The sequence below is a fragment of the Maribacter orientalis genome (genome assembly GCF_900109345.1).
GTDB classification, from domain to species: Bacteria; Bacteroidota; Bacteroidia; order Flavobacteriales; family Flavobacteriaceae; genus Maribacter; species Maribacter orientalis.
Genome location: NZ_FNZN01000002.1, coordinates 65,848 through 90,371, shown reverse-complemented (window position 1 = coordinate 90,371; position 24,524 = coordinate 65,848). Strand labels below are relative to the sequence as shown.

The window sequence follows — 24,524 nt, the reverse complement described above, 5'->3', positions numbered from 1 at the left end:
TATTCTCCCAAAAGTAACGGAGTTTATCGTTAATTTTGTTGTTAATGCAACAAAATTAAAAAATAGTTGTAATTTTACTACTGCCGAGAAGGTCTAAAATTGGGTATATGCAATTAGGTTTTAAGAATTATATTTTAGAAGACAGCACTTACAAAGGTGGAGGTAAAAAAATTGTAATGCCCGATGGTGTTACAGTACACAAACTTTCTTCAAATGAAAATCCGTTAGGGTATTCACCGAAAGTGAAGCAGGCGTTAGCAAACACGTTAGATGATTTAAGCTTCTATCCTGATAATACCGATATACGATTAAGAGAGGCACTAGTTAAAGACTTTGACGGGGTGTTGGGTGCCGATAATTTTATAACCGCTAATAGTGGTTCTGAAATTATTGATATGATTTCTAAGGCTTTCCTAAGTGAAAATGATGAGGTAATTGTTAGTCAGCCTTGTTTTCTGCCGTATACTGCTTTTACACGATGGATGGGAGCAAAGGCGATCAATGTGCCTATGACCGAAGATTATAATTATAACCTAGATGGTATTCTTGAGGCTATTACAGATAAAACGAAGCTAGTCTTTCTTGCCTCCCCAAATAATCCATCAGGAAATTATATTCCTTTGGCAGACTTGCGGAAGTTTATTGAGAAGTTACCTGAACACGTAGTTTTGGTATTAGATGAAGTGTATAGGCATTTTGCAGAAGCAGAAGATTACACTTCAGGAATTCCTTTTGTCGTAGAAGGTAAAAATGTAATTGCCATAAACAGTTTTTCAAAAACGTATGGTTTGGCAGGTCTGCGTGTAGGGTATTGCTATGCTCCATTGGAAATCAGTAATTACATGAGAAAAATATGTAAGCCATTCTTACTTTCTTCTTTGGCTTTAGAAGGTGCCATTGCGGCTTTAGAAGATGTTGATTTTGTAAATAAAACGGTAGCCTTGGTAAAAGAAGAGCGAGAATTCGTTTTGAACGGACTTCATGCTTTACATATAAAATACTGGCCAACACAGGGTAATTTTGTATTAATAGATCCACCAATTAATGACATGGAGTTTACCGCTTTTTTAGAACAAAAAGGGATCATGGTACGCCCAGTAGGTAATTTTGGTGCTCCAGGTAAAGTCCGTATTTCATTCGGCGTAAGAGAGGCGAACAAAGCGCTATTAGCTGCTTTAGAAGTATTAATGAAAACCCAAACAACAACAGCATAACTTTTTTTAATATATATGTTGCAGAAGCAACAATAAGTAAAACAAAAATATAAAACTCAACAGTATGTCAACATCAACAGCAGTAGAAAATAAACACAAAGAGGCACAAGATTTTATGCCTATCAATGGTACAGATTATTTGGAACTGTACGTAAGTAATTCAAAACAAGCGGCACATTATTACAAAACTGCATTCGGTTTTAAATCTCTAGCTTATAAGGGTTTGGAGACTGGTAGTAGAGATTTGGAATCTTATGTTGTAGAACAAGACAAGATTCGTTTGGTTTTGACATCTCCATTAAAAAGTGGAACGGATGTAGGTAGGCATATTGATAAGCATGGTGACGGTGTAAAAGTGACTGCACTTTGGGTAGATGATGCTACCTATGCTTATGAAGAGGCTATGAAAAGAGGGGCCAAAAGCTACATGAAGCCAGTTATAGAGGAAGATGAGAGCGGTAAAGTAGTTCGTTCGGGAATCTATTCTTACGGTGAGGTTGTGCATATTTTTGTAGAGCGTAAAAACTACAACGGAACATTTTTGCCAGGGTACCAAAAATGGGAAAGTGATTACCAGCCAACTTCAACAGGTTTAAAATTTGTAGATCATATGGTAGGTAATGTGAATGAAGGTCAAATGAACTATTGGGTAGATTTCTATGCCAATGTAATGGGCTTTAAGCAGATTATGTCCTTTGATGATAAAGATATTTCAACAGAGTTTACGGCATTGATGAGTAAGGTAATGAGTAATGGAAACGGTCGTATTAAGTTTCCTATAAACGAACCTGCCCCGGGAATGAAAAAATCTCAAGTAGATGAGTACTTAGAATTCTACGAAGGTGAAGGGGTACAGCATATTGCCGTAGCAACGGATGATATAGTAAAAACAGTTTCAGATCTTAAAAGTAGAGGAGTAGAATTTCTTACCATACCAACAACGTATTATGATGTATTGACCGAAAGAGTTGGTGAAATTGATGAGGATATAGAATCATTAAGAAAACTAGGTATTTTGGTGGATCGTGATGATGAAGGCTATTTATTGCAGATTTTCACCAAGACGGTACAGGCAAGACCAACCATGTTTTTTGAGATTATTCAAAGAAAAGGAGCTACTTCTTTTGGGAAAGGAAATTTCAAAGCGTTGTTCGAAGCTATTGAGCGTGAGCAAGAATTGAGAGGAACTTTATAAGTTCAACAGATTTCTTGAAAATCTAAGAATAGATTACTTTTAAAGGAAGCTTTATTGATTAATAAAATACCTCGTGGCAAAGCCACGAGGTATTCCTTAGAAAATAACTTTAAGATTTCGAGGTAAGCCATGAAGTATTTAATCTCGATTATCGATTAAACTAACGAATATGCCAATATATCATAAACAAGGAGAATTGCCACCTAAGCGGCATACGCAGTTTAGAAAACCAAATGGTGAATTATATTCTGAGCAATTGTTCGGTACCATTGGTTTTGACGGTATGTCCTCTTTATTATATCACCACAATAGACCTACCATGGTCAAGGAGATATTAAAGAGCACCGATGTTTCTCCAAAAATTGCTTTGGAAAAGAATATTCGTTCGTTAAAATTGGTGAGTTTTAATGCCCCTGCAAAAGATGATTTCTTAGAGGCTCGTGAACCATTATTGGTGAACAGTGATATTATTATAGGAGTTGCAGCGCCAAGAAAATCGTTACGAGATTATTTTTATAAAAATACCGATGCCGATGAAATGTTGTTCATTCATAAAGGAACAGGTACGTTACGAACCATTTTTGGACAGATTCCCTTTGAATATGGAGACTATTTAATTATTCCTAGAGGGACTATTTATCAGATTGATTTTAATACAGAGGACAATCGTATTTTATATGCCGAATCCTTTTCGCCGATATACACACCAAAACGCTATCGCAATTGGTTTGGTCAGTTATTGGAGCATTCCCCTTTTTGTGAGCGTGATTATAAATTACCGCAAAATCTGGAAACGTTTATCGATACCAATGAACATTTAATGAAGGTGAAGAAGCAAGGTGTCATGCATGAAATGGTGTACATTGGTCACCCTTTTGATGTTGTGGGTTGGGATGGATATAATTTCCCATACGGATTCTCCATTCACAATTTTGAACCTATCACAGGTAGAATTCATCAACCGCCACCAGTTCATCAAACATTCGAGACGAATGCCTTTGTAATCTGTTCGTTTGTACCACGATTATATGATTATCATCGGCTTTCTATACCGGCACCTTATAATCACTCGAATATAGATTCTGATGAGATGTTGTATTACGTAGATGGTGATTTTATGAGTAGAAATGGCGTACAGCCAGGTAATATATCATTACATCCGGCGGGTATACCTCATGGTCCGCACCCTGGTGCCGCAGAACGGAGTATAGGTCAAAAAGGTTCGGAAGAATTAGCGGTAATGATAGATACGTTTAAACCGTTAATGGTGACCGAAAATGCACTAAAATTAGATGACGGCGATTATTACCAATCTTGGTTATAACAGAAATAAGTAAACATTTGGCAACATTAAAGACATGGGTCTCCGTACCCGAAAATTCAGATTTTTCAATCTATAACCTTCCGTTTGGTATCTTCTCGTTAAAAAATGATGAGCCAAGGGCAGGTATGGCTATTGGAGACCAGATTTTAGATTTGGCGGCAATATCCGATTTAGGGTTGTTAGAGGTAAGTGCCGCATATTTCAGGCAGAAAACCTTAAATGATTTCATTGCCTTAGGAAAGAAAATTACCAATAAGGTTCGTTTAGATATACAAGGTTTGTTGGTTTCTGAGAAATCTCCGCTGAGAAATCATCCTGAAGTTTTCCTGTTTCAAAAAGATGCAACTATGCATTTACCGGTGCATGTGGGTGATTATACCGATTTCTATTCTAGTATAGAGCATGCCACCAACGTGGGTAAGATGTTCCGTGATCCAGAAAATGCGTTGTTACCGAACTGGAGGCATATACCGGTAGGGTATCATGGTCGCGCTTCTTCAATTGTGGTCAGTGGCACCAATATTCACAGACCCATGGGTCAGGTAAAACCAAATACTGAAGAATTGCCCTCGTTCAAACCCTCTAAAAATTTAGATTTTGAATTGGAAATGGGTTTTATAGTTGGCAAAAGCACCGAATTAGGTGAGCGTATTTCAACCAAAAATGCCGCTGAACATATCTTCGGTTTAGTGTTGTTCAATGACTGGTCTGCACGTGATATTCAAAAATGGGAATATGTTCCTTTAGGTCCGTTCTTAGGGAAAAACTTTGCGTCTTCCATGTCGCCATGGATTGTTACTTTGGAGGCATTAGAACCTTTTAAAGTTCAAGGTCCTGAGCAACAACCAGAGGTATTATCCTATTTAAAATATAAAGGGAAGAAAAATTATGACATTCAATTAGAAGTAGGTATGTCTACGCAAACCTCAGATGAAACTGTTATAAGCAAATCAAATTTCAAATATATGTATTGGAATATGATGCAACAACTGGCGCATCATACCGTAAATGGGTGCAATGTAAATGTGGGTGATGTAATGGCATCTGGTACTATTTCAGGTAAAGTTGAAAGCTCTTATGGTTCTTTATTGGAAATTTCATGGGGAGGTAAAAAACCGTTTAAATTGAAGGATGGTAGCGACCGTACATTTATTGAAGATTACGATTCGATTACGATTCGAGGTTTCGCAGAAAAAGATGGAAAGAGAGTAGGTTTTGGGGAAGTATCTGGAACCATAGTACCAAGTAAATAACTTAGAATTCTAAAGCAATGTCAAATAACGAGGAAATAAATTCAATAGACCCGACTTCCATTTCGCAACAAGAGTTGCATGGTTATTTATTATCTGCAGTTGCACCAAGACCCATATGTTTTGCCAGTACCATTGACAAGGAAGGAAACGTGAATTTGAGTCCGTTCAGTTATTTTAACCTATTTAGTGTAAATCCGCCAATCATGATTTTCTCTCCTTCGCGAAGAGGTCGTGATAATACCACCAAACATACCTTAGAAAATGTACTGGAAGTAAAAGAAACAGTCATCAATATCGTCAATTACGATATGGTAGAGCAAATGTCATTATCAAGTACCGAATATGATGAAGGCGTAAATGAATTCGTAAAAGCTGGCTTTACACAAGTACCTAGCGATAAAGTGAAACCACCAAGAGTGGGGGAGGCTCCTGTTGCTTTTGAGTGTGTTGTCGATAAAGTAATTGCATTAGGTGACGGACCGGGAGCAGGTAACCTGGTATTGGCTAAAGTGGTTCAAATTCATGTAAAAAAAGCATATTTAGATGCCGATGGAAATCTGGACACTCCAAAATTGGATTTAGTTGCACGCATGGGTGGTAATTGGTATTGCCGAGCCAATGGTGATGCGCTTTTTGAAATTCCAAAACCAATACGTACAAAAGGAATCGGGGTGGATATGCTACCGGAAGCCGTTCGTAATAGTACTGTTTTAACAGGAAATAATTTAGGTAGATTAGGTAATTTAGAAGAGCTGCCCACCAAAGAGGCTATTAGCAAGATTGCAGCACATTCAGAGGTGAAATCTATTTTGGCAGATAAAAATTCTGTTGATATTCATAAGCTAGCCCAAAAATGGTTGGAACAAGGAAAGACTGAAGATGCTTTGGCATTACTTCATTTGTAATTTCTAACTCCATAAGAAGATATTGCTTTCAATTATAGATCATCAGGTTCTATATGAATCAACACATGTTCTAGGTTAGGAATTTCCTTATTAAGATGATCTTGTAACAGGTGGGCAATATCATGCCCTTTGGTTACTGAGATATTACCATCTACCATGGCGTGCAAATCAACATGAAATTTCATTCCGGCTTTACGAATAAAGCATTTTTCTGTTCCTGTGACTCCAGGAACTTCTAATGATTTTAAGCGTATTTCTTCTAAAAGGTCATCATAGCGTTGTTCATCCATAATCTCACCAAGCGCAGGTCTTAAAATCAAATAACTATTGTAAAGAATAAACCCCGATGCAAGTAATGCCGCCCAATCATCTGCAGTTTCATAACCTTTGCCAAAAATAACGGCAATTGAAATGCCAATAAAAGCCATTACAGAAGTAATTGCATCGCTTCTATGGTGCCAAGCATCTGCCTTTAAAGAAGTGCTATTCGTTTCTTCACTTTTTTTGATTACGATGCGGTATGAGATTTCTTTCCATACAATTATTAAGCCTAGCACGATTAATGTCCATGCTTTTGGAACCTTATGTGGAGTCTGAATATTCTCAATACTTTCATAGGCAATAACCGTTGCGGAAATAACCAAAAATGCTACGACTAAAAATGTAACAATTGGTTCTATTTTTCCATGTCCGTACGGGTGATTTTCATCTGCTGGGCGTTCTGCGTATTTGAAACCCAAGAGCACTAAAATGGAAGAAAAAATATCGGTAGTAGACTCAATTGCATCTGCTATAAGTGCATATGAATTGCCGAAAAAACCAGCAAACCCTTTAATTAAGGCCAGAAATATGTTACCGATAATGCTGAAATAAGTGGTCTTAATTGCCGTCTGTTCAATACTCATAATGCAAAGGTAGTAGTATCAGAAATCACAGAATATTTTTATAAACATTTAATATCAACTTTAAAGAATATATACAGCTATTATGTTGCTTTTTCGTAAGCTTCAGTAAGCCATTCAATTAATTCATTATCGACTTGCGCTGCATCAGTGAGTTGAACCCTATGGGTACACATGGCACCAAAAGGGCCAGATGACCCGAGTCGGTTGGTCGTTGGTTTATCCTTTATTTTGAGTCCGAGGTCAATTCTAGTTTTGGTAGCCGGTTTAATAAGGGCGAATTGTGTTTTCCGTATCAAACTGACAGTGGTTTTTTTAGGAGTAATGGTAACATCATCGCCAAATGATTTCACCACTTTTAAAATGGCTTCATAAATTGGTTTTAAGTTTTCTTTCCCTTTGTATTGTTGGTCAACCAAGTCTGTAGGAGTATTATTATCTTCTTTGGATAAAGTGACAATGGCATTGGCGAAACCATGGGTTACACCATGTTCTTTTTTGAGAAAATTGACAGCTTCAGAATGCTTGTCAAATGATTTTAATTTTAAAACCGATTTCCACTCCTTTAAAGACTTGCCTGTTTTTTCGGGCATATTATCAATCATGGTTTTAAGTGCCTTTTCCATTTTGTCGATGTTTTGAAATTGAACTTTAATTTACGAAAATTAATAATGATTTAATTTTTCATATGTGCAAATTAGCAGGTAAAATAAGTTTTCAATGCTTGTAATAGAGGTGCTTTATCCATAGAAAGAATGGAAAATCAACTTCTGGATTATCAATCTAGCAATAAAAAACGTTCCAGCTCTGTTATGAATAAAAATAAGACGATTAACGTATTTACGCATGCAATTATAATTATTAGTGCTTATATTAGGTAAGACAGAAATACGACTAACCTATGGCATTAAAAGTTGCAATTAAACATAAGACAAAATATAAATACGATAGAAGTATAAACTTATCTCCACACATATTTAGATTACGGCCTGCACCACATAGTAGAACACCCATTGAATCGTACTCCATAAAGATTAAGCCAGAGAATCATTTTTTCAATTGGCAACAAGACCCGTTTGGTAATTATTTAGCACGTATCGTATTCCCAGATAAGACTACTGAACTTTCTGTAGATGTCGAAATTATTGCAGATTTAAAAACAATTAATCCATTCGATTTCTTTGTTGAAGAAGCTGTAGAAGAATTTCCTTTTACGTATTCCGAAGAATTGAAAAAGGAATTACTACCCTATTTAGAAAAAGTGGAAAGTGGCCCGCTTCTAAAAGATTGGTTGGCGAAAATAGATATGACACCTAAGCGTAGTATCGACTTTTTAATTGGTTTGAATAGCGATTTGTATAATCATTTGAACTATACCTTGCGTATGGATCCTGGAGTGCAAACTTGTGAAGAAACCTTAAGTAGTAAATTGGGTTCGTGTAGAGATTATGCCTGGTTGTTGGTACAGACGCTACGTCATTTAGGTTTGGCTGCACGTTTTGTTTCTGGATATTTAGTTCAATTGAAGTCCGACGAAAAATCATTGGATGGACCATCGGGTCCTGAAGAAGATTTTACGGATTTACATGCGTGGGCAGAAGTATATTTACCAGGAGCGGGTTGGATTGGTTTAGATGCCACATCTGGACTATTAGCTGGTGAAGGTCATATTCCTTTGGCATGTACACCTTCTTATGAAAGTGCAGCACCTGTTAGTGGATTTAGCGATTTTGCGGAAACTACCTTTGAATTTGAAAATTCTGTAACCCGTATTTTTGAATCTCCACGTGTAACTAAACCCTATACAGAAGAGCAATGGAAAGCCATTTATGATTTGGGCTTTGTGGTTGAAGATGAATTACAGGCGAATGATGTTCGACTAACCATGGGTGGTGAACCTACTTTTGTATCTGTAGATGATATGGAGTCTGGGGAGTGGAATACCGAGGCCGATGGTGAGCACAAACGCAAACTGGCAAGTAAATTGTCATTAAGTTTAATGGATGTGTTCGGTAAAGGCGGGGTCTTACATCATGCACAAGGAAAATGGTATCCTGGAGAACCTTTACCACGTTGGTTAATAGGTATTCATTGGCGTAAAGATGGAGAGCCAATTTGGAGAGAACCAAAATTACTGGCCTCTTTTGCTGAAAATTATAAATTGCCGGTAAATATTACCGAAGCATTCTTGAATACATTAGCTAAATTTTTAGGAGCAGATAATGAAACTGTTATACCTGCTTTCGAAGATGCTTTTTACTTTTTATGGGAAGAAGGTAAACTACCCATTGATGTAGATCCCAAAAAATACAATAAGAACGATACCCACTTACGACGTAAATTAGGTGATATTTTAGAGCAAGGTATCGGTAAGGCTGTAGGTCATGTATTCCCATTAATTAAAAAAAACGGCAGATGGATTACCAATCGGTGGGAGTTTAGAGGAAAGCATTTATTATTGACACCTGGTAATTCATCAATAGGGTTGCGATTACCATTAGACTCTTTGCCAAAAAATCCAGAAATTCCATCAGAGCCAACAGCAGAGCCGGAACTTTTTGAAAAACGACCTGCTTTACCGGCATACGGAGTCGATTTAAAGCGAAGAAACAGAAGGAAAACAGAAACAAGAAAAAATAAAAATCAGCCTTTTGTTCGTACTGCAATTTGTGCTGAGGTTAGAGAAGATAAGTTATACTTGTATTTACCGCCTTTAGATAGCGCAGAAGACTTTTTGGATTTGGTAGCGAGTATAGAGGCAACGGCTAAAAAATTAAATACGCCTATTATTTTAGAAGGGTATGAGCCACCACGCGATAATCGATTAGAAGTATTAAAAGTAACTCCTGATCCTGGTGTTATTGAGATAAACGTACATCCGGCAAACAACTGGCAAGAGTTAACAGACAATACATTGACGCTTTATGCTGAGGCTAAAAAAGCACGTTTAGGTACTGAAAAATTTATGCTAGATGGTAAGCATACCGGTACAGGAGGAGGAAATCACGTTACCTTAGGTGGGGTTACGCCAGGTGATAGTCCGTTACTGCGAAATCCACAGTTGTTGCGAAGTTTATTGACGTTCTGGCAACATCATCCTGGACTTTCTTATTTATTTTCTGGGGCATTTATAGGGCCAACGAGTCAAGCACCACGAGTTGATGAGACTAGATTAGAAAACTTATATGAGCTAGAGATTGCATTTTCGCAAATACCCGAAGATAAAGAAGTACCATTTTGGTTGACTGATCGGTTGTTCCGTCATTTATTGACCGATATTACTGGAAACACTCATCGGGCAGAATTTTGTATCGATAAATTATATTCGCCAGATTCTTCTTCAGGTAGGTTAGGCATACTAGAACTTCGTGCATTTGATATGCCACCACACGCACAAATGAGTTTAATGCAAATGTTGTTGGTGCGTACATTGGTTTCTTGGTTTTGGAAAAAGCCCTATAAGCATAAGTTGGTTCGTTGGGGTTCTGAACTTCATGACAAATTTTTATTAGAGCATTATGTAAAAGAGGATATAAAAGATATTGTAGAACAATTGAACGATGCGGGTTATCCATTTAAGTTAGATTGGTTCGACCCGTTCTTTGAATTCCGTTTTCCATTGTATGGCATGGTAGAAATAAATGCAATGCAGTTAGAACTTCGTATGGCCATCGAACCTTGGAATGTGCTGGGCGAAGAAATGACGGGGCGTGGTACGTCGCGTTATGTCGATTCTTCTCTAGAACGCATACAGGTGAAACTTAATAACTTCACAGTAGAAAGGTATACGTTAACGTGTAATGGCGTAAAAGTAGATCTTAGTCCTACGGGAACAAAAGGTGAGTATGTGGCAGGTGTACGATTTAAAGCTTGGGATCCGTGGTCAGCATTACACCCAACTATTGGTGTAGATACGCCCTTGGTTTTTGATATTGTAGATGATTGGAATCAAAAATCTATTGGAGGTTGTACTTATTTTGTAGCACACCCTGGCGGGCTTTCCTATGATAATTACCCTATAAACAGTCTTGAAGCCGAATCGCGAAGAATAAATAGGTTTTGGGATATTGGTTTAACACAAGATGAAGAAACACCGAAAGAATTGGTCGCTACAACAAATTTTACAGGTAGAATGGTTGAACCTAAGTCAGGTTCAAATACATTTGTATATAAGGAGATGCCAGTCAATCCTGAGTATCCACATGTAACCGATTTACGTAAGAAGTAATTGAAAAAGGCAATGCCAACAACGAAGACTAGCTGGTTAAATAGCTATAAAACCCATCAGGGCAATGATGAAATGTATTCATTGAACGATGAGTTAAAACCTTATTGGGACAAATTATTTAAGGGGTTTGATAAACTTGGGGTGAACGGATTAACGGCACGCCAGAAAGATATTGATTGGTTATTGTCTGAGAACGGCGTTACCTATAACGTATACAATGACCCAAAAGGAATGCACAGGCCTTGGAGCTTGAATGTGGTTCCTTTTGTTCTGCATCAAGAAGAGTGGAATAGGGTAGAGGCAGGTTTAAAACAACGGGCCGAATTGCTTAATTTGGTTTTAAAAGATGTTTACGGCGAACGAAAGCTGATTAAAGATGGTATTGTACCCTATGAAGTTATTTATGGGCATCGTGGTTTTTTAAGACAATGCTCAGGAATGGAGCTTAATCTAGAAAAGTTTTTATCCATATATGCAGCAGATTTGTGTCGCGGTACCGACGGTCGTTTGTGGGTAGTTAATGATCGTACAGAAGCACCATCAGGAATGGGTTATGCATTAGAGAATAGATCTACAAGCAGTAGAATTCTTCCTGAGATGTTCGCGAAAATGCATGTTAAACGGTTGTCTGGTTTTTTTCAAGAATTCAATCAGATGCTTGTTGGCGCGGCCCCAGGTAAAAAAGAGAATCCGAATATCGTAATTCTAACTCCGGGATCACATAATGAAACGTATTTTGAACATGCCTATATGGCCTCATTTCTAGGATATCCATTAGTACAAGGCAATGATTTAGTAGTGCGTGATGGTTTTCTTTGGATGAAATCATTACAAGGGTTAAAACAGATAGATGTAGTATTACGAAGGGTCGATGATGCATTTACAGATCCATTAGAATTACGTGAAGATTCACATTTAGGAGTCGCAGGATTATTAGATGTGGTGCGAAGAAAAAATGTAACGGTCATCAATCCAGTAGGAAGTGGGGTTATTGAAAATCCTGGGTTAATTCCTTTTATGCCAACGATTGCAAAATATTTCTTGAAAGAAGAGTTGTTATTACCGCAAATAGCCTCTTGGTGGTGCGGACAAGAAAAAGAGAAAAATTACGTATTAGAAAATTTATCGAAATTAGTTGTAAAAAGAATAGATCGCACAAATAGGGAAAGTATCTATTTCGGAGAGTTAATGACTCTCAAAGAAATAGAAGCCCTTAAAAAAGTAATTTTAGAACGACCGTATCGTTTTGTTGCTCAAGAGCACATTAATTTTTCTACCGCTCCGAATCTTACCAATGGGAACGTAGAGCCTAGAAATGTAGTCGCCCGCGCATTTTGTATTGCTTCAAAAGACCAGTATTCGGTAATGCCCGGTGGTTTGGTTAGGGTAGCGTCAGATAGTGAAACCGTTAGGGTTTCGAATCAGCGAGGTGGTACAAGTAAAGATTTATGGATATTAGATGAGACCTTCACAAAAGAAGACAAGACTAGACAATGGCAACAGAAATCATCGGTTGCAATATCAGGATTAAATGATTTGCCAAGTCTCACGGCAGAAAATTTGTATTGGGCAGGGCGTTATGTTGGGCGTACTTTAGTTAACGCTCGTTTTTTACGTACGGTTATGCGCCAAATGGCCATAGTACAGAATAGGGATGAAAAACCCGATTCTGAAAAGCTAAAAGTACTCTTCAAAGCTGTTACCCAATTGACGGGTACCTACCCAGGTTTTATAGAGAAGGATAAGGATGGCAAACTGGCGATGGATAACCCTTATGAAGAAATGTTATCGGTTATCTTAGATAAAAAAAGAGTGGGCAGTTTAGCCCATACCATAAGTATGTTCAGCAATTCATACTATTCTATTCGTAATCTTTGGTCTTCGGATATGTGGCGTGTTTTTGAAAATATTCAGAAACTTTGGAATTCTTTGGTAGATAGTGAGGATCATTCTATTAATCGAATCTTAAAAGTTTTGAATCAATTAATTACCCGCTTAATTGCTTTTATGGGGCTGATTGAGGAGAGTATTATGGTGCAACAAGGTTTGTTGCTTTATTTTATAGGATTGCAATTAGAACAAAGTTCGTTGACCATTACTAAATGTCGTGCCTTACTAACGATTAAATACGACGATCAGGTAGAATATGAATTGTTAGAGTATCTATTGACAAGCCACGAAAGTTTAAATATTTATCGATATAGTTATCGTTCGCATATTGAGTTGGAGCATGTACTTGATTTAGTAGTGTTAGATTTAGACTATGCGCGTTCTTTAACTTTTATGATAAATCGATTGCAGAAAGATATATCTCGTTTACCACATTCGAAACAAGACCATCAATTAAGTAATTATCAGAAATTTGTATTCGAGGCCTTTTCAAAGTTGAGGTTAGCAGAATCATCAAAATTAGCCAAAACAAAATCTGAAACTGATTTTTCTAGAGAAGAACTTGATAATTTAATGAAAGCTCTTTCTAAGCTTTTATATCAGACTTCGCAATCTATATCAAACACCTATTTCAATCATACAGACAAGCAAAACCAATTGTTTACACAGTCTTTCCCTATTTAAGCATGATATTTAATGTAACACATATTACCAAATACGAATATAATGCCCCGGTAAGTTATTGTCATAATATTGCTACGCTTAGGCCAAGAGAATCGAAGGGACAAGAGCTTTTAGATTATACGATACAGATTACTCCAGAACCCACTGAAATATCTGAGCGTATCGACTTTTTTGGTAATTACATCACCCGTTTTTCCATACAAACGGAACATAAAATACTGAAGGTAACTACCAGAAGTAAAATCAAAAGGGACTATGCGAAATTCCAGGAATCTTTCAAAAGTCCAACATGTAAAAACATCACGATGAACAATGCTTTGTTGGCTTTACAGGGAATGGATCCAGAGGTACTTGAGGCAAAGCAGTATATACTTGAATCAATATTCATACGACGCACAGATAAGGATATACGTGAGTATGCCGAATTGTCTTTTAAAGGAAACCGTTCCATTTTTGATGCAGCTTACGAATTAATGCAACGAATTTATACCGATTTCGATTTCGATTCGGAGTTTTCTACTATTTCGACTCCCATAGAAGAAGTTATGAAAGAAAAAAAGGGAGTTTGTCAAGATTTCGCGCAAATTGCCATTGCTTGTATTCGTTCTGTTGGATTGCCTGCACGATATATTAGTGGTTATATTGAAACCCTGCCACCTCCTGGTAAGGTAAAATTGGTAGGTGCAGATGCATCGCATGCATGGTTTGCTATATTTATACCAGGTTTTGGCTGGGTAGATTTTGACCCCACTAATAACATGATACCCAAAGATCAGCACATTGTGGTTGGTTGGGGTAGGGATTATTATGATGTGCCTCCCTTAAAAGGTGTGGTGTATGGAAGCGGCCAAAGTAAGTTGAAAGTATCGGTAGATATTGCTGCGGTCGAGTAAAATATTTTCGATTATTGATGTATAGAAAAATTAAAAACCGAAAAATTTCAATATCAAATAAAAAACGGAAGGACATAATAAACAACCAATTCCTGTATAGAATGTTGCGGTTAATGCTCCATAAGGAACAAGCTTTTCATCTGTAGCAGCCAAGCCTGCAACTACACCACTGGTAGTACCTATTAATCCACCAAACACAACGGCAGCATGTGGATTGTCTAGCTTAATTCGTTTGGCGATCAATGGGGTTGCTATTGTGGTAAAAATTGTTTTTACGACTCCAGTAGCTACACTTATGGCAATGACATCTGAACTAGCACCCAGTGCAGTACCAGTTACAGGGCCTATAATATATGTACCAGCACCTGCTGCAATTGTTGCCATACTAACCGCATCTGTGTAACCCATAGAGTAAGCAATTATAGCCCCAATAAAAAAGGTTACAGTGACTCCAATAAATAGCGAGATTATTCCTGCAAGTCCGGCTTGTTTTATTTTAGAAATATCGGCACTCATTGCTGTCGCAACAACGGCGAAATCTCTAAACATAGACCCACCCAATATCGCCATACCTGCAAAAATGGTGATATCTGCGATACCCTTCTTATCGCCAAAAAATGCTAATGATAATCCTATTAGAATTGCAATGGCAACCCCAGGTATTTTATTTTTCAATATTTTTTTGGAAATCCAAAAAGAAATAAGCATCACGATGCCTACAAATAGAAAAGCGAATACGAGTCCGTTCTTAGAAATAATCTTTTCAATGATATCCATACCTATGTTTTTGGAATTTCATTGTTTCGGCCTATTTTAGATAAAAAAGGAACCAATAGCATACAGATTACGGTGGTGACGATTCCGGCAACAACTGCAACAAAACCTCCTGAAACTGCGGCTTTAACGTTAAGTGTCGCAGCCATAGCAACAATTATGGGTATGTACATGGCGCTCCAAAACCAAACACCTTTTTCAGTTTCAGGAATTAACCAGCCTTTTTTTCTAAGATAAATACTCGATGCCATTAACAAGATCATTGCAAAGCCAACGCCTCCAATATCGTTATTGATGTTGATGAGTTTACCTAGCAAATTTCCCAGAAATTTCCCTAGTAAGAAACAAGCGGCTAGTAATGCTACCCCGTATATTTTCATAGGTTGGTTTATTTATATGAATAGTTTTTTAATATCATTCTTAGTTACTTTTCCCATAACGTTTCTGGGTAAATCTTCTTGGAAAAGATACTTTTTAGGTGTTTTATATGCAGGTAATTTTTCCTGAATCCACGATGTTAAATCTTCAGCAAATAATTTACCAGACTTTATAACGATGCTAGCCCCGATAATTTCTCCCCATTCCAAATCGGGAATGCCAACTACACCACAATCTTTAATTTGGGGATGTGTTCGAAGTACCTCTTCAATTTCTAATGCAGATATTTTATAGCCTCCAGATTTAATGATGTCTACTGAATTCCTACCTAAGATTTGGTAACTATCGACATCGAATATGGCTATATCACCAGATTTAAACCAACCATCGACAGTAAAAGCTTCTTCAGTAGCCTCTGGCTTTCCCCAGTACTCTTTAAAAACATTAGGTCCCTTAATTTGAATTTCTCCAGGTTCACCAGCTGTAACAATTTGATTTTTTTCATCGGCTAGCCTAATAGAGACACCGTGTAGAGGTTGACCAATGTGACCGGGCCTACGTGTTTCGTTATATGGATTGCTAATGGCCATTCCCATTTCAGTCATGCCATAGCGTTCCAATAAAGTATGTCCACTAATTTCTTTCCATTCCTTCAGAACACTGACAGGCAGTGCGGCCGAGCCAGAAACCATAAGACGAAATTTTAAAAGATAGTTTGAGATAGCCTGTTGTTCTTCTTGAGGAAGCTCATTGAAATAGGTAATTAATTTAAAGTAAATCGTAGGTACGGCCATAAATACATTCACCTCACCTTTCAGGAAAATATCAAATATGGCTTTCGGGCTAAATTTAGGTAAGAACTCGCAACAGGCTCCGCTCCATAAGGCGCAGCTTAACATATTTATTATGCCATGCACGTGGTGAAGTGGTAAAACATTTAGAACGTGGTCATTTTTATTCCATTCCCAAGAAGTCGTTAAGGCCGTAATTTGTGCCTCAATATTGGCGTGGGTAGTAACAACACCTTTTGGAAACCCAGTAGTACCACTTGTATAAAGAATAAGCGCGCTACGGTCTATAGTAATCTTTGGTAATTCGCATATTTTGGGAGTAATAGTAGCATATTTGAGAAATCGGATGTTAGTACTTTTGAATAGAGGCGAAAGTAATTGCTCGAAAGCCTCGGTATAAATTACTGTTGTGGCTTCGGTATCTTCCAGTACATACTGAATGGAGGGTAACGGATGTTTTTCACAAAGAGGAACGGCAATACCACCCGCCCTCCAAATTCCCCATTGAACTGCGGCGTAAGAAAAGCTCGCAGGAACTAAAAAAGCAATTCTAGCCAGGTTTAAATCTTTTTTGTCTTGCAATAGATGCGCAGAAACATGTTCTGACTGCGCTAATAGTTGATTGTATGTGTAGTTTTTACCATCGCTTTTGATGGCAACTCTATCCTTGAACGAAGAGGCTCTTTCAATTAGTGTAATCATTTGGTATAGGTGCTTAATAAATGTGTCAGTCTAACAAGGTAAGTACGAATACGGTAAAACGCAAAATAGATTGTAAGTTACTTATTAATGGAGCTGCAATAATATTCGTTTTCTTAATTTAGATGTTGGGTTTAAGCTCAAATCATAGATTTCTGCGGAATGGAAATTTATAAAAAAGCTTATATTTTTAATTGTTTCAGAGTAGTTAATTATTTTTACTATTCGAGATGTTGAAATTTACTAAATGATTTCAAACCTTGTACTTTCAATAATTTAAATATTAAAATTCATGTCAGATAATAATCATTCTTTTGGCTTTCTCTTGATTTTTCTTATTATTTCAGTTTCCTCATCTGTCAAATCTCAAACAATAGATATTGCTACTATAACTGAAGCGGCTAAGGGTTTAAAAATACGCTCAATTGGGCCAGCGGTAATGGGTGGTAGAATTGCCGATATAGCGGTAAGCGAACAGGATCCAAGTAATTGGTATGTAGCAGTTGGTTCTGGGGGTTTGTGGAAAACCAATAATAATGGTATATCTTGGAAACCTGTTTTTGATAGCCAGACCTCATATTCTATTGGATCGGTTACTATTGACCCTAATAACTCACAAGTGGTTTGGGTAGGTACTGGTGAAAATGTGAGTGGAAGGCATGTCGGTTGGGGAGATGGTGTGTATAAGAGTAACGATGGTGGTACAAGTTGGAATCGTATGGGGCTTTTTAAATCACAGCATATAGGTAAAATTTTAGTTGACCCAAGAAATAGCGATGTGGTGTTTGTTGCCGCAGAGGGTCCATTATGGTCTGCAGGCGGAGATCGTGGTTTATATAAAACAATTGATGGTGGTAAAACGTGGAATCTGGTACTAGAAATTGATGAGAACACAGGAGTTACCGATATTGAATTTGATCCTTCTAATCCCGATATAGTTTATGCCGCTGCATATCAAAGAAGAAGACATGTTTGGGCACTACTTTCTGGTGGGCCTAAATCAGGAATTTATAAATCATCAGATAATGGTGAAACATGGTCTAAAAAGAGTACAGGTTTACCTAAAGGCGAAATGGGTAAGATTGGGTTAGCGGTTACTCCTGCTAATTCTGATATTGTTTATGCGACTATTGAAGCCGAGAATTCTGAAAAAGGATTTTATAAATCTATAAATAAGGGAGAAAGTTGGGAACATCAGAACGAATATATTTCTGGTGGAACAGGCCCTCATTATTATCAAGAGATCGAAGTTTCACCGACCAATCCAGATTTGATTTATCAAATGGATGTTTTTATTCGAGTATCACGGGACGGAGGTGAAAATTTTAAAGTATTGGGTACAGGCCGAGAAAAGCATAGTGATAACCATGCACTATGGATTGACCCTGAAAATGGCAAACATTTATTAGCAGGTTCGGATGGCGGATTATACGAAACTTTCGATGAAGGTAGTACTTGGCGTCATTTTCCTAATTTACCTATTGCACAGTTTTATAAACTTGATTTAGATAATTCTGAGCCATTTTACAATATTGTTGGAGGGGCACAAGATTTGGGTTCCTTAATCGGTCCTTCGAGAACAATGAATACTGAGGGAGTTAGAAATAGTGATTGGTATGTTCCATTGGGTGCTGATGGTTATGATAATGCCTTTGACCCTGAAGATCCTAATACGGTTTATATGGAAATTCAAGAGGGTAATCTTGTTCGTTATGATCGTTTAACAGAAGAAGGGATGGATATACAACCCCAACCAGGTATAGGCGAAATGGCAGAAAGATGGAATTGGGACAGTCCGTTATTAATTAGCCCGCACAATAACAAAAGGCTTTACTATGGTTCTCAAAGACTTTGGCGTAGTGATGATCAAGGTAATTCTTGGAAATCGTTAAGCCCTGACTTAACTACGAATCGCAATCGGTATGAGTTGGAGATGATGGGTAAAGTTTGGAGTGTTGATGCTTTGTACGATAATAGTGCCATGTCAAAATATGCAACGCTAACCTCAATTTCTGAGTCACCAATAGTTAAGGGCTTATTATATGTTGGTTCTGATGATGGATTAGTGAATATTAGCGAAGATGGTGGTGATAATTGGAGAAAAAGCGCTGCGCTTCCTAAAGTACCGGCGCTTTCTTTTATAAATGATATAGAACCGTCAAATCATGAAGCGAGCACTGTTTTTATTAGTGCAGATGCGCATAAGTTTGGTGATTTCAAACCATATCTTTTCATGAGTTCAGATAGAGGTAGGTCATGGAAATCAATAGTGGGAGATCTTCCAAACGAAACAATTGTTTGGGTTATCAAACAAGACCCTATCAATGCCAACTTACTGTTTATAGGTACAGAATTTGGGATTTATTTTTCAATCAATAAAGGTGATAATTGGATTCAACTAAAATCAGGAGTGCCAACTATTCCTTTTCGTGATCTTGAACTACATCCACGAGATAATGATTTAGTAGCTGCCTCATTTGGAAGAGGGTTTTATATTTTAGATGATTATTCTCCTTTAAGAGAAATGGCGACTTCGCTTAATGCAAAGAAGAATACGTTGTTTTCTGTGAGAGACGCATGGTGGTATATTCCTAATACGCCTATGCAGGCCAAAGGAATGCCTACATTAGGTAGTACGAGTTTTGCAACGGAGAATCCTCCGTTTGGAGCATTGTTTACGTATTATTTAGCAGATGTGCCTAAGACCTTAAAAGTTTCACGCAAGGAGAATGAAAATTCCTTGAAAAAGAATAATTTAAGTATCCCTTTTCCAGGATGGAAACAACTCGGAGAGGAGGCCAAAGAGAATGAGCCACGTGTATTACTATTAGTTAGTGATGAAAATAACCAACCAGTAAGATGGATTGAAGGTAGTTCTGAAAAAGGAATCCATAGAGTAAATTGGGATCTACGATTTTCGCCACCGGATCCTATTGATTTGACAGTGCCAGATTTTAGACCACCATGGGCGGGCGAAGCTCAAGGTCCATTGGCCATGCCTGGCCGGTATAGTGTGCAACTATATGTTTTATTTAATGGGGATTTAAAAGCGCAAGGAGCTTCAGAAAACTTCCTTGTAAAACCAGTTAAAAAAACAGAAACAGATTATAAGTCAATTTCTTCCTTCCAAAAAAAGACTGCCGAACTTTCTAGGCAAGTATCAAATGCAGGTCAAAAATTGGGTGAGGTTAGTGAGCGTCTTCGCTACATGAAAGCTGCATTGGTAAATACACCAAAAGCAACTGCAAGTTTATTTGAAGAATTAGAAAAGTTGAGTTTAGAATTAAGTGAGCTAATGACAAAATTGAATGGAGATAGTGTTAAGCAATCAAAAGATGAGGCAACTATACCTTCTATTCGGTCTAGAGTGGGTCAAGTAAGCTATTCACATTGGGAGACCACCCAATCGCCTACGGAAACTCAAAAAACGAATATTGATATTGCTACAAATGATTTTGATAAATTTCAATCAGAAATGCGAAATTATCTCATGAATTTTGAAGTATTTGAGTCAAATTTAGAGGAAATAGGGGCTCCTTACACTCCTAACCGGAAATTTTAATTTTCAAATTTATTTTTAAGATTTGGGTCTTTATAAGTAAACAGTATTATTTACCAATAAATTTTATTGGTAAATAATACTTGTATAAGCAACCCAGTGCCTATTGGTTGAGAGTGCGGTTACTTCCATACCTAAATCTTCAACTTCGATGAGGGGATGGTCAATACTGGTTTGGTATCCTAAAAAGGAGCCTTGAAGGTTTTCTTGATTTTCTAATATATTCAGATTGTTTGCAAAGGATAAACCAAAAGGAACAGAATACCTACCACACCATACCCATTCATATTCCTTATAGTTATCTTTTTGAACCGTATACTCGGTAAATTTTTTAATTTTTTCATTTGTTATAGGTCCTGATAAACAGTCATTTATAATTTTTAGGTCCATAGCAACTGCCTTTTGAGTACCAAGAGAATCAGTGCCCATAGGAGCCATATTCTTGCTATCTCCCCATTCTAGGTCCCCATAATGAACGGCATCATTTGAAATGACTATAGCCACATCCTTTCCATATTCCCAGTTTTTTTCTGCACATATAGTATGCACTACTTTAGCAAGATTATGGCTTAAAGAATCTATGGTTGTGTAATTTATATATGGTACAAGAATTGGAACAATTTCAGCTTCTCTGTTTTTTTTGTGTAACCATGGTATGATTGCTTCGAGTGAGTGTTCAATTTCTTGCATGCTATCATGTACTATAAAGTTATCTTTAGGTAACCGAGAAATAATTTCATTATTTAAAGGAGATACATTTATGCCGCCATATGGTGATTCCCATTCTGTGAATGTTCCAAAAATGAGCTTATCCTGTAGGTCGTAATTACGGGCTCTATGTGCCACTCCTATAAGTATAATATTTGGAGCATTGATGCCTCTTAAAGATTCATAATAAAGTTGGTCAGTAAATCGATAGTTGTCATGAGGCGTAATAGCGGTTTTCCATTTTAAATTATTAGGAGTGTCATTTATGTCTAGCCTTTTGTAAATTGAATCCATTTGCCAATCATGCTGGGCATAATTTTTAGCTTCTCGAATCTTGCTTTGTTTTAAGAAAATATCATTTTTAAGATTTTGTTTACAGCTTATGGCAAAAAGCGAAATGGATAATAAAATAATAAAATACTTCATGACAGTTTAATTTATTTAGTTTCCAAATGTAATGTTTGTCACTTAATTAGTAATCCTAGGAATTGTTTTAAGGTATTTGAATAAATGAATCTTTCGCTTTAGGCAGATTTATAGTAAAAAGGCCAAACCTACCAAATCGGTAGTTCCCCCGAAATACCTTTCCAGTAGGCTGGCCAAAGAAATATAAGCTGTACTTAGAGGTTAGTGTTTATACCCATATTTTTCATTATCCAAACCTAAGGGCATTATGTGAAAAGACATTACGGATTTCCGTAACCACTGTAAAATTTAAAGTTAATTTTAAATAAGGCCTAAATCCTTAACAATAGCCACAAGGTGTATGGCATTATTAGCATTGAATTGAATACGTAATTTATTGAGCCGTTTTTCAATAGAGCTTAAACTGGCAGGCGAAATATTTACTTTTTTATAAAGCGCACTAATTTCTTCTTGCGACAATCCTTTACTTAAGTTTTCTAAGAGCGAAATATCATAATCATCTATCTCTAATTCATTAGTACTGTGAAATGCATTTGAAACTTCTGGTGATAAAAAGGTATTGCCATTTACAACTTCGGTTATGGCTTTAGTTAAATTCTTAAGGCCAGACCTACTCTTACAAACATAAGCATCAATATGGTGCTGATTGAAAAGAGTTCTCACAGCTTGGAGTCTATCCTCAACGGAATAAACAATAACCTTTAATTCAGGAAATTCCGCATTAAGTTTTTCTGCTAATGCTTGGCCGGTTGGGTATGTTTGTGAGCGATGGTCAGCTTTAAAAGATAAGTCTGTAATGATCATTTCAAAAGGATCATTATCTAAACCTGCTCTTTTAATTTTTAAATATGCATCGTCACAATATTGCACTTGTTCAATATGTAAAATGCCCAATTCTTTCAATAGAGTATGAACACCTTTATTGATGTCTTCCATATCTTCAGCAATTAAAACTTTTTTGAACATGTCTTAAATAATTATAGATGCTTTAAAGCCATGACCTAGCTTAGATTCAAAAATAATAGTTCCATTTAAAGATGTGATACGGGATTCCGTATGTTGGAGTCCATTTTTTTTGAAAAGGTCGCATCCAATTCCATTGTCACGATAATCTATTTGAATTTTTGATCCATTTTTATGGAATACTAAGGCTGCTGAGGTAGCATTGCTATGCTTGCGCATATTGGTCATTAGCTCTTGTAAGACCCTATAAATAGCTGTTTTGTTAAGTTCTGGTACACCCTCCCAATTTATTTTTGACAGATTACGAGTGACTACAGTTACCGTATTGTTTTTATAACCAAATAACAAATCATTTAATTGGATGCCAAAATCTTGATGAAAGTCAATAGCACTATTTTCTCTTGAAATATCTCTGGTTTTAGCATAGATTTTTTCCATTTCATCAATAACCTTGCTGTCTATTCCAACATTATTTTCAAGTGAGGTCATAACTTTGTACATATCATTCGCTACTTCATCATGTACTTTTTTAGAAATTCTAGTTTCGGTTTTATAGATTTCTTCAATTCTTGCTTTACGATATTTATTTCTATATATAAAATAGGAACCAATAAGAATCATTAATACAAATAATACTAGAAATTGGTAAACAAGCCGTTTTCGGAATTCAACTTCTTGTAGCAATTGACTGGCTTGGGTTTTTTTCTGTTCTTCAGCTATATTATATTTTAAAAATGCGTTTTTATTTTCAGCAATCTGTTTTGTGTTAGAAATGCTATCTGTCAATCTTTTATATTCATGAATTAGAGGGTTCTTATTCATGCTCATAAAAAGAGAAATACCTTCTAGTTTTAAAGAGCTGCTATTTATTTTATTTGCCAATGACAGTACTTTTTCTGCATATATAAGCGCCTTTGCAGTGTCTTTTCTATCCAGATAATATTCTGCTAAATGCTTATTGCTAGAGTAAAGACCAACCAAATTATTGGTTTCCTCCCTAAATTTTAATGCTTTTAGTATGTTTTGTAGTGCACTGGGTAAATTAAGTTTTGATTGCACAAACCCAAGATTATCTAAAACCAGTGCTATTTGAAATTTATCATTTGAGTATACTTGTTTTTGGTATATTAAGTTATAAATATCAAGTGCATTTTCATAATCCAATTGATCTTTATAGATGTTCGCTTTGTTATTGAGTAAAATAACACTGTCATTAAATTTACGGGCTATTTGTAATGCATTGTCGTAAGATTTAATAGCTTCAGATGGATTATTCGATGCTCTATAAATTCGGCCTAATTGATTGTATAGCCCAACTTTAGCATCGATCAATGTGTCTTTTGAAGACATAGATTGAATAAGATTTAAGGCTTCGACAATATGGTTTTCACTGTTGAAATTATTGCCGATTTTAAATTCTCCTATAGCTAAAAGTCTTAAATCACTGATAGCACTTAGTGTATCTTTTGAGTTTAAATCAGTTATTTTTTTTTGGATATAGAAATTAATTCCAGATGGTAAATCGTTTGGATGTACCGGATTATTAATTGCTCCATAATAATAATAAGAGCTATCAATAGGTGTTTGTGCTATTGATACTAAAGGCAATGAAATTGCGAAAAAACTGAATAATATGGTTTGAAAAAGTAATGAAACTTTTGTGTATTTCATTCCTCTAAAGTAACAACAAATTTTCTATAAAATTTTTAGTTTGTGGTAGTCTAGTCAAATAAATTTG

At 36.5% G+C, this 24,524-nt stretch carries 17 protein-coding genes; 9 read left to right on the top strand and 8 right to left on the bottom strand.

All coding sequences use genetic code 11. The features are described 5' to 3' along the window. Nucleotides 1–107: 107 nt before the first annotated feature. From hisC to BMY56_RS03990, 5 genes are all read left to right on the top strand, one after another. Entirely contained in the window at nucleotides 108–1,214 is a 1,107-nt protein-coding gene (gene hisC, locus BMY56_RS04010; RefSeq protein ID WP_091620271.1) for a histidinol-phosphate transaminase, read from the top strand. 64 nt (nucleotides 1,215–1,278) lie between these two features. After that, entirely contained in the window at nucleotides 1,279–2,409 is a 1,131-nt protein-coding gene (gene hppD / locus BMY56_RS04005) for a 4-hydroxyphenylpyruvate dioxygenase (RefSeq protein ID WP_091620269.1), read from the top strand. Nucleotides 2,410–2,578: 169 nt separating this feature from the next. Next, nucleotides 2,579–3,733 carry a homogentisate 1,2-dioxygenase gene (locus BMY56_RS04000; RefSeq protein WP_091620267.1) on the top strand — a complete coding sequence of 385 codons (1,155 nt, stop codon included), beginning with the start codon at nucleotides 2,579–2,581 and terminating at the stop codon, nucleotides 3,731–3,733. 17 nt (nucleotides 3,734–3,750) lie between these two features. After that, nucleotides 3,751–4,986, top strand: coding sequence for a fumarylacetoacetase (fahA, locus tag BMY56_RS03995; protein WP_091621767.1), 1,236 nt, complete (start codon nucleotides 3,751–3,753; stop codon nucleotides 4,984–4,986). Nucleotides 4,987–5,003: 17 nt separating this feature from the next. Next, nucleotides 5,004–5,891 carry a flavin reductase family protein gene (locus BMY56_RS03990; RefSeq protein ID WP_091620264.1) on the top strand — a complete coding sequence of 296 codons (888 nt, stop codon included), beginning with the start codon at nucleotides 5,004–5,006 and terminating at the stop codon, nucleotides 5,889–5,891. A gap of 32 nt (nucleotides 5,892–5,923) precedes the next feature. Here the strand turns inward: BMY56_RS03990 and BMY56_RS03985 are convergent, their stop codons facing one another. Both BMY56_RS03985 and BMY56_RS03980 read right to left on the bottom strand, forming a co-directional pair. Further along, nucleotides 5,924–6,796 carry a cation diffusion facilitator family transporter gene (locus BMY56_RS03985; RefSeq protein WP_091620261.1) on the bottom strand — a complete coding sequence of 291 codons (873 nt, stop codon included), beginning with the start codon at nucleotides 6,794–6,796 and terminating at the stop codon, nucleotides 5,924–5,926. A gap of 80 nt (nucleotides 6,797–6,876) precedes the next feature. Further along, the gene (locus BMY56_RS03980; protein ID WP_091620259.1) at nucleotides 6,877–7,419 is read right to left on the bottom strand and encodes a DUF4287 domain-containing protein; all 543 of its coding nucleotides are present in this window, start codon (nucleotides 7,417–7,419) and stop codon (nucleotides 6,877–6,879) included. Nucleotides 7,420–7,694: 275 nt separating this feature from the next. Here BMY56_RS03980 and BMY56_RS03975 point away from each other — a divergent pair, with 275 nt between their 5' ends. From BMY56_RS03975 to BMY56_RS03965, 3 genes are read left to right on the top strand one after another with little or no spacing between them, the layout of a single operon-like run. Beyond that, nucleotides 7,695–11,021 carry a transglutaminase family protein gene (locus BMY56_RS03975; RefSeq protein WP_091620256.1) on the top strand — a complete coding sequence of 1,109 codons (3,327 nt, stop codon included), beginning with the start codon at nucleotides 7,695–7,697 and terminating at the stop codon, nucleotides 11,019–11,021. Nucleotides 11,022–11,033: 12 nt separating this feature from the next. Next, on the top strand, nucleotides 11,034–13,595 hold the full coding sequence (locus BMY56_RS03970; protein ID WP_091621765.1) for a circularly permuted type 2 ATP-grasp protein: 2,562 nt from the start codon (nucleotides 11,034–11,036) through the stop codon (nucleotides 13,593–13,595). Nucleotides 13,596–13,597: 2 nt separating this feature from the next. After that, nucleotides 13,598–14,488 (top strand): transglutaminase family protein, encoded by an 891-nt coding sequence (locus BMY56_RS03965; protein WP_091620254.1) that lies wholly within the window; start codon nucleotides 13,598–13,600, stop codon nucleotides 14,486–14,488. A 30-nt stretch (nucleotides 14,489–14,518) separates the two neighbouring features. Here the strand turns inward: BMY56_RS03965 and madM are convergent, their stop codons facing one another. The 3 genes from madM to BMY56_RS03950 are packed head-to-tail and all read right to left on the bottom strand — an operon-like array spanning nucleotide 14,519 to nucleotide 17,133. Next, the gene (madM, locus tag BMY56_RS03960) at nucleotides 14,519–15,265 is read right to left on the bottom strand and encodes a malonate transporter subunit MadM (RefSeq protein WP_091620251.1); all 747 of its coding nucleotides are present in this window, start codon (nucleotides 15,263–15,265) and stop codon (nucleotides 14,519–14,521) included. A gap of 2 nt (nucleotides 15,266–15,267) precedes the next feature. Further along, complete coding sequence (gene madL / locus BMY56_RS03955) at nucleotides 15,268–15,642, bottom strand: malonate transporter subunit MadL (protein WP_091620248.1); 375 nt, start codon at nucleotides 15,640–15,642, stop codon at nucleotides 15,268–15,270. A 12-nt stretch (nucleotides 15,643–15,654) separates the two neighbouring features. Then, complete coding sequence (locus BMY56_RS03950) at nucleotides 15,655–17,133, bottom strand: acyl-CoA synthetase (RefSeq protein WP_091620246.1); 1,479 nt, start codon at nucleotides 17,131–17,133, stop codon at nucleotides 15,655–15,657. Between the two features lie 289 nt (nucleotides 17,134–17,422). On the opposite strand from BMY56_RS03950, the gene BMY56_RS03945 reads away from it, so the two are divergent. Further along, nucleotides 17,423–20,692 carry a WD40/YVTN/BNR-like repeat-containing protein gene (locus BMY56_RS03945; protein WP_091620243.1) on the top strand — a complete coding sequence of 1,090 codons (3,270 nt, stop codon included), beginning with the start codon at nucleotides 17,423–17,425 and terminating at the stop codon, nucleotides 20,690–20,692. Between the two features lie 63 nt (nucleotides 20,693–20,755). Here BMY56_RS03945 and amrB read toward each other — a convergent pair whose 3' ends face one another. The 3 genes from amrB to BMY56_RS03930 all read right to left on the bottom strand — a co-directional run bounded on the left by amrB (nucleotide 20,756) and on the right by BMY56_RS03930 (nucleotide 24,457). After that, a complete protein-coding gene (gene amrB, locus BMY56_RS03940; protein WP_091620240.1) occupies nucleotides 20,756–21,823 on the bottom strand; it encodes an AmmeMemoRadiSam system protein B in 1,068 nt (355 codons plus the stop codon). A 300-nt stretch (nucleotides 21,824–22,123) separates the two neighbouring features. Beyond that, entirely contained in the window at nucleotides 22,124–22,789 is a 666-nt protein-coding gene (locus tag BMY56_RS03935; protein ID WP_091620237.1) for a response regulator, read from the bottom strand. Nucleotides 22,790–22,792: 3 nt separating this feature from the next. Continuing rightward, a complete protein-coding gene (locus tag BMY56_RS03930) occupies nucleotides 22,793–24,457 on the bottom strand; it encodes a tetratricopeptide repeat-containing sensor histidine kinase (RefSeq protein ID WP_091620234.1) in 1,665 nt (554 codons plus the stop codon). Nucleotides 24,458–24,524: the final 67 nt, after the last annotated feature.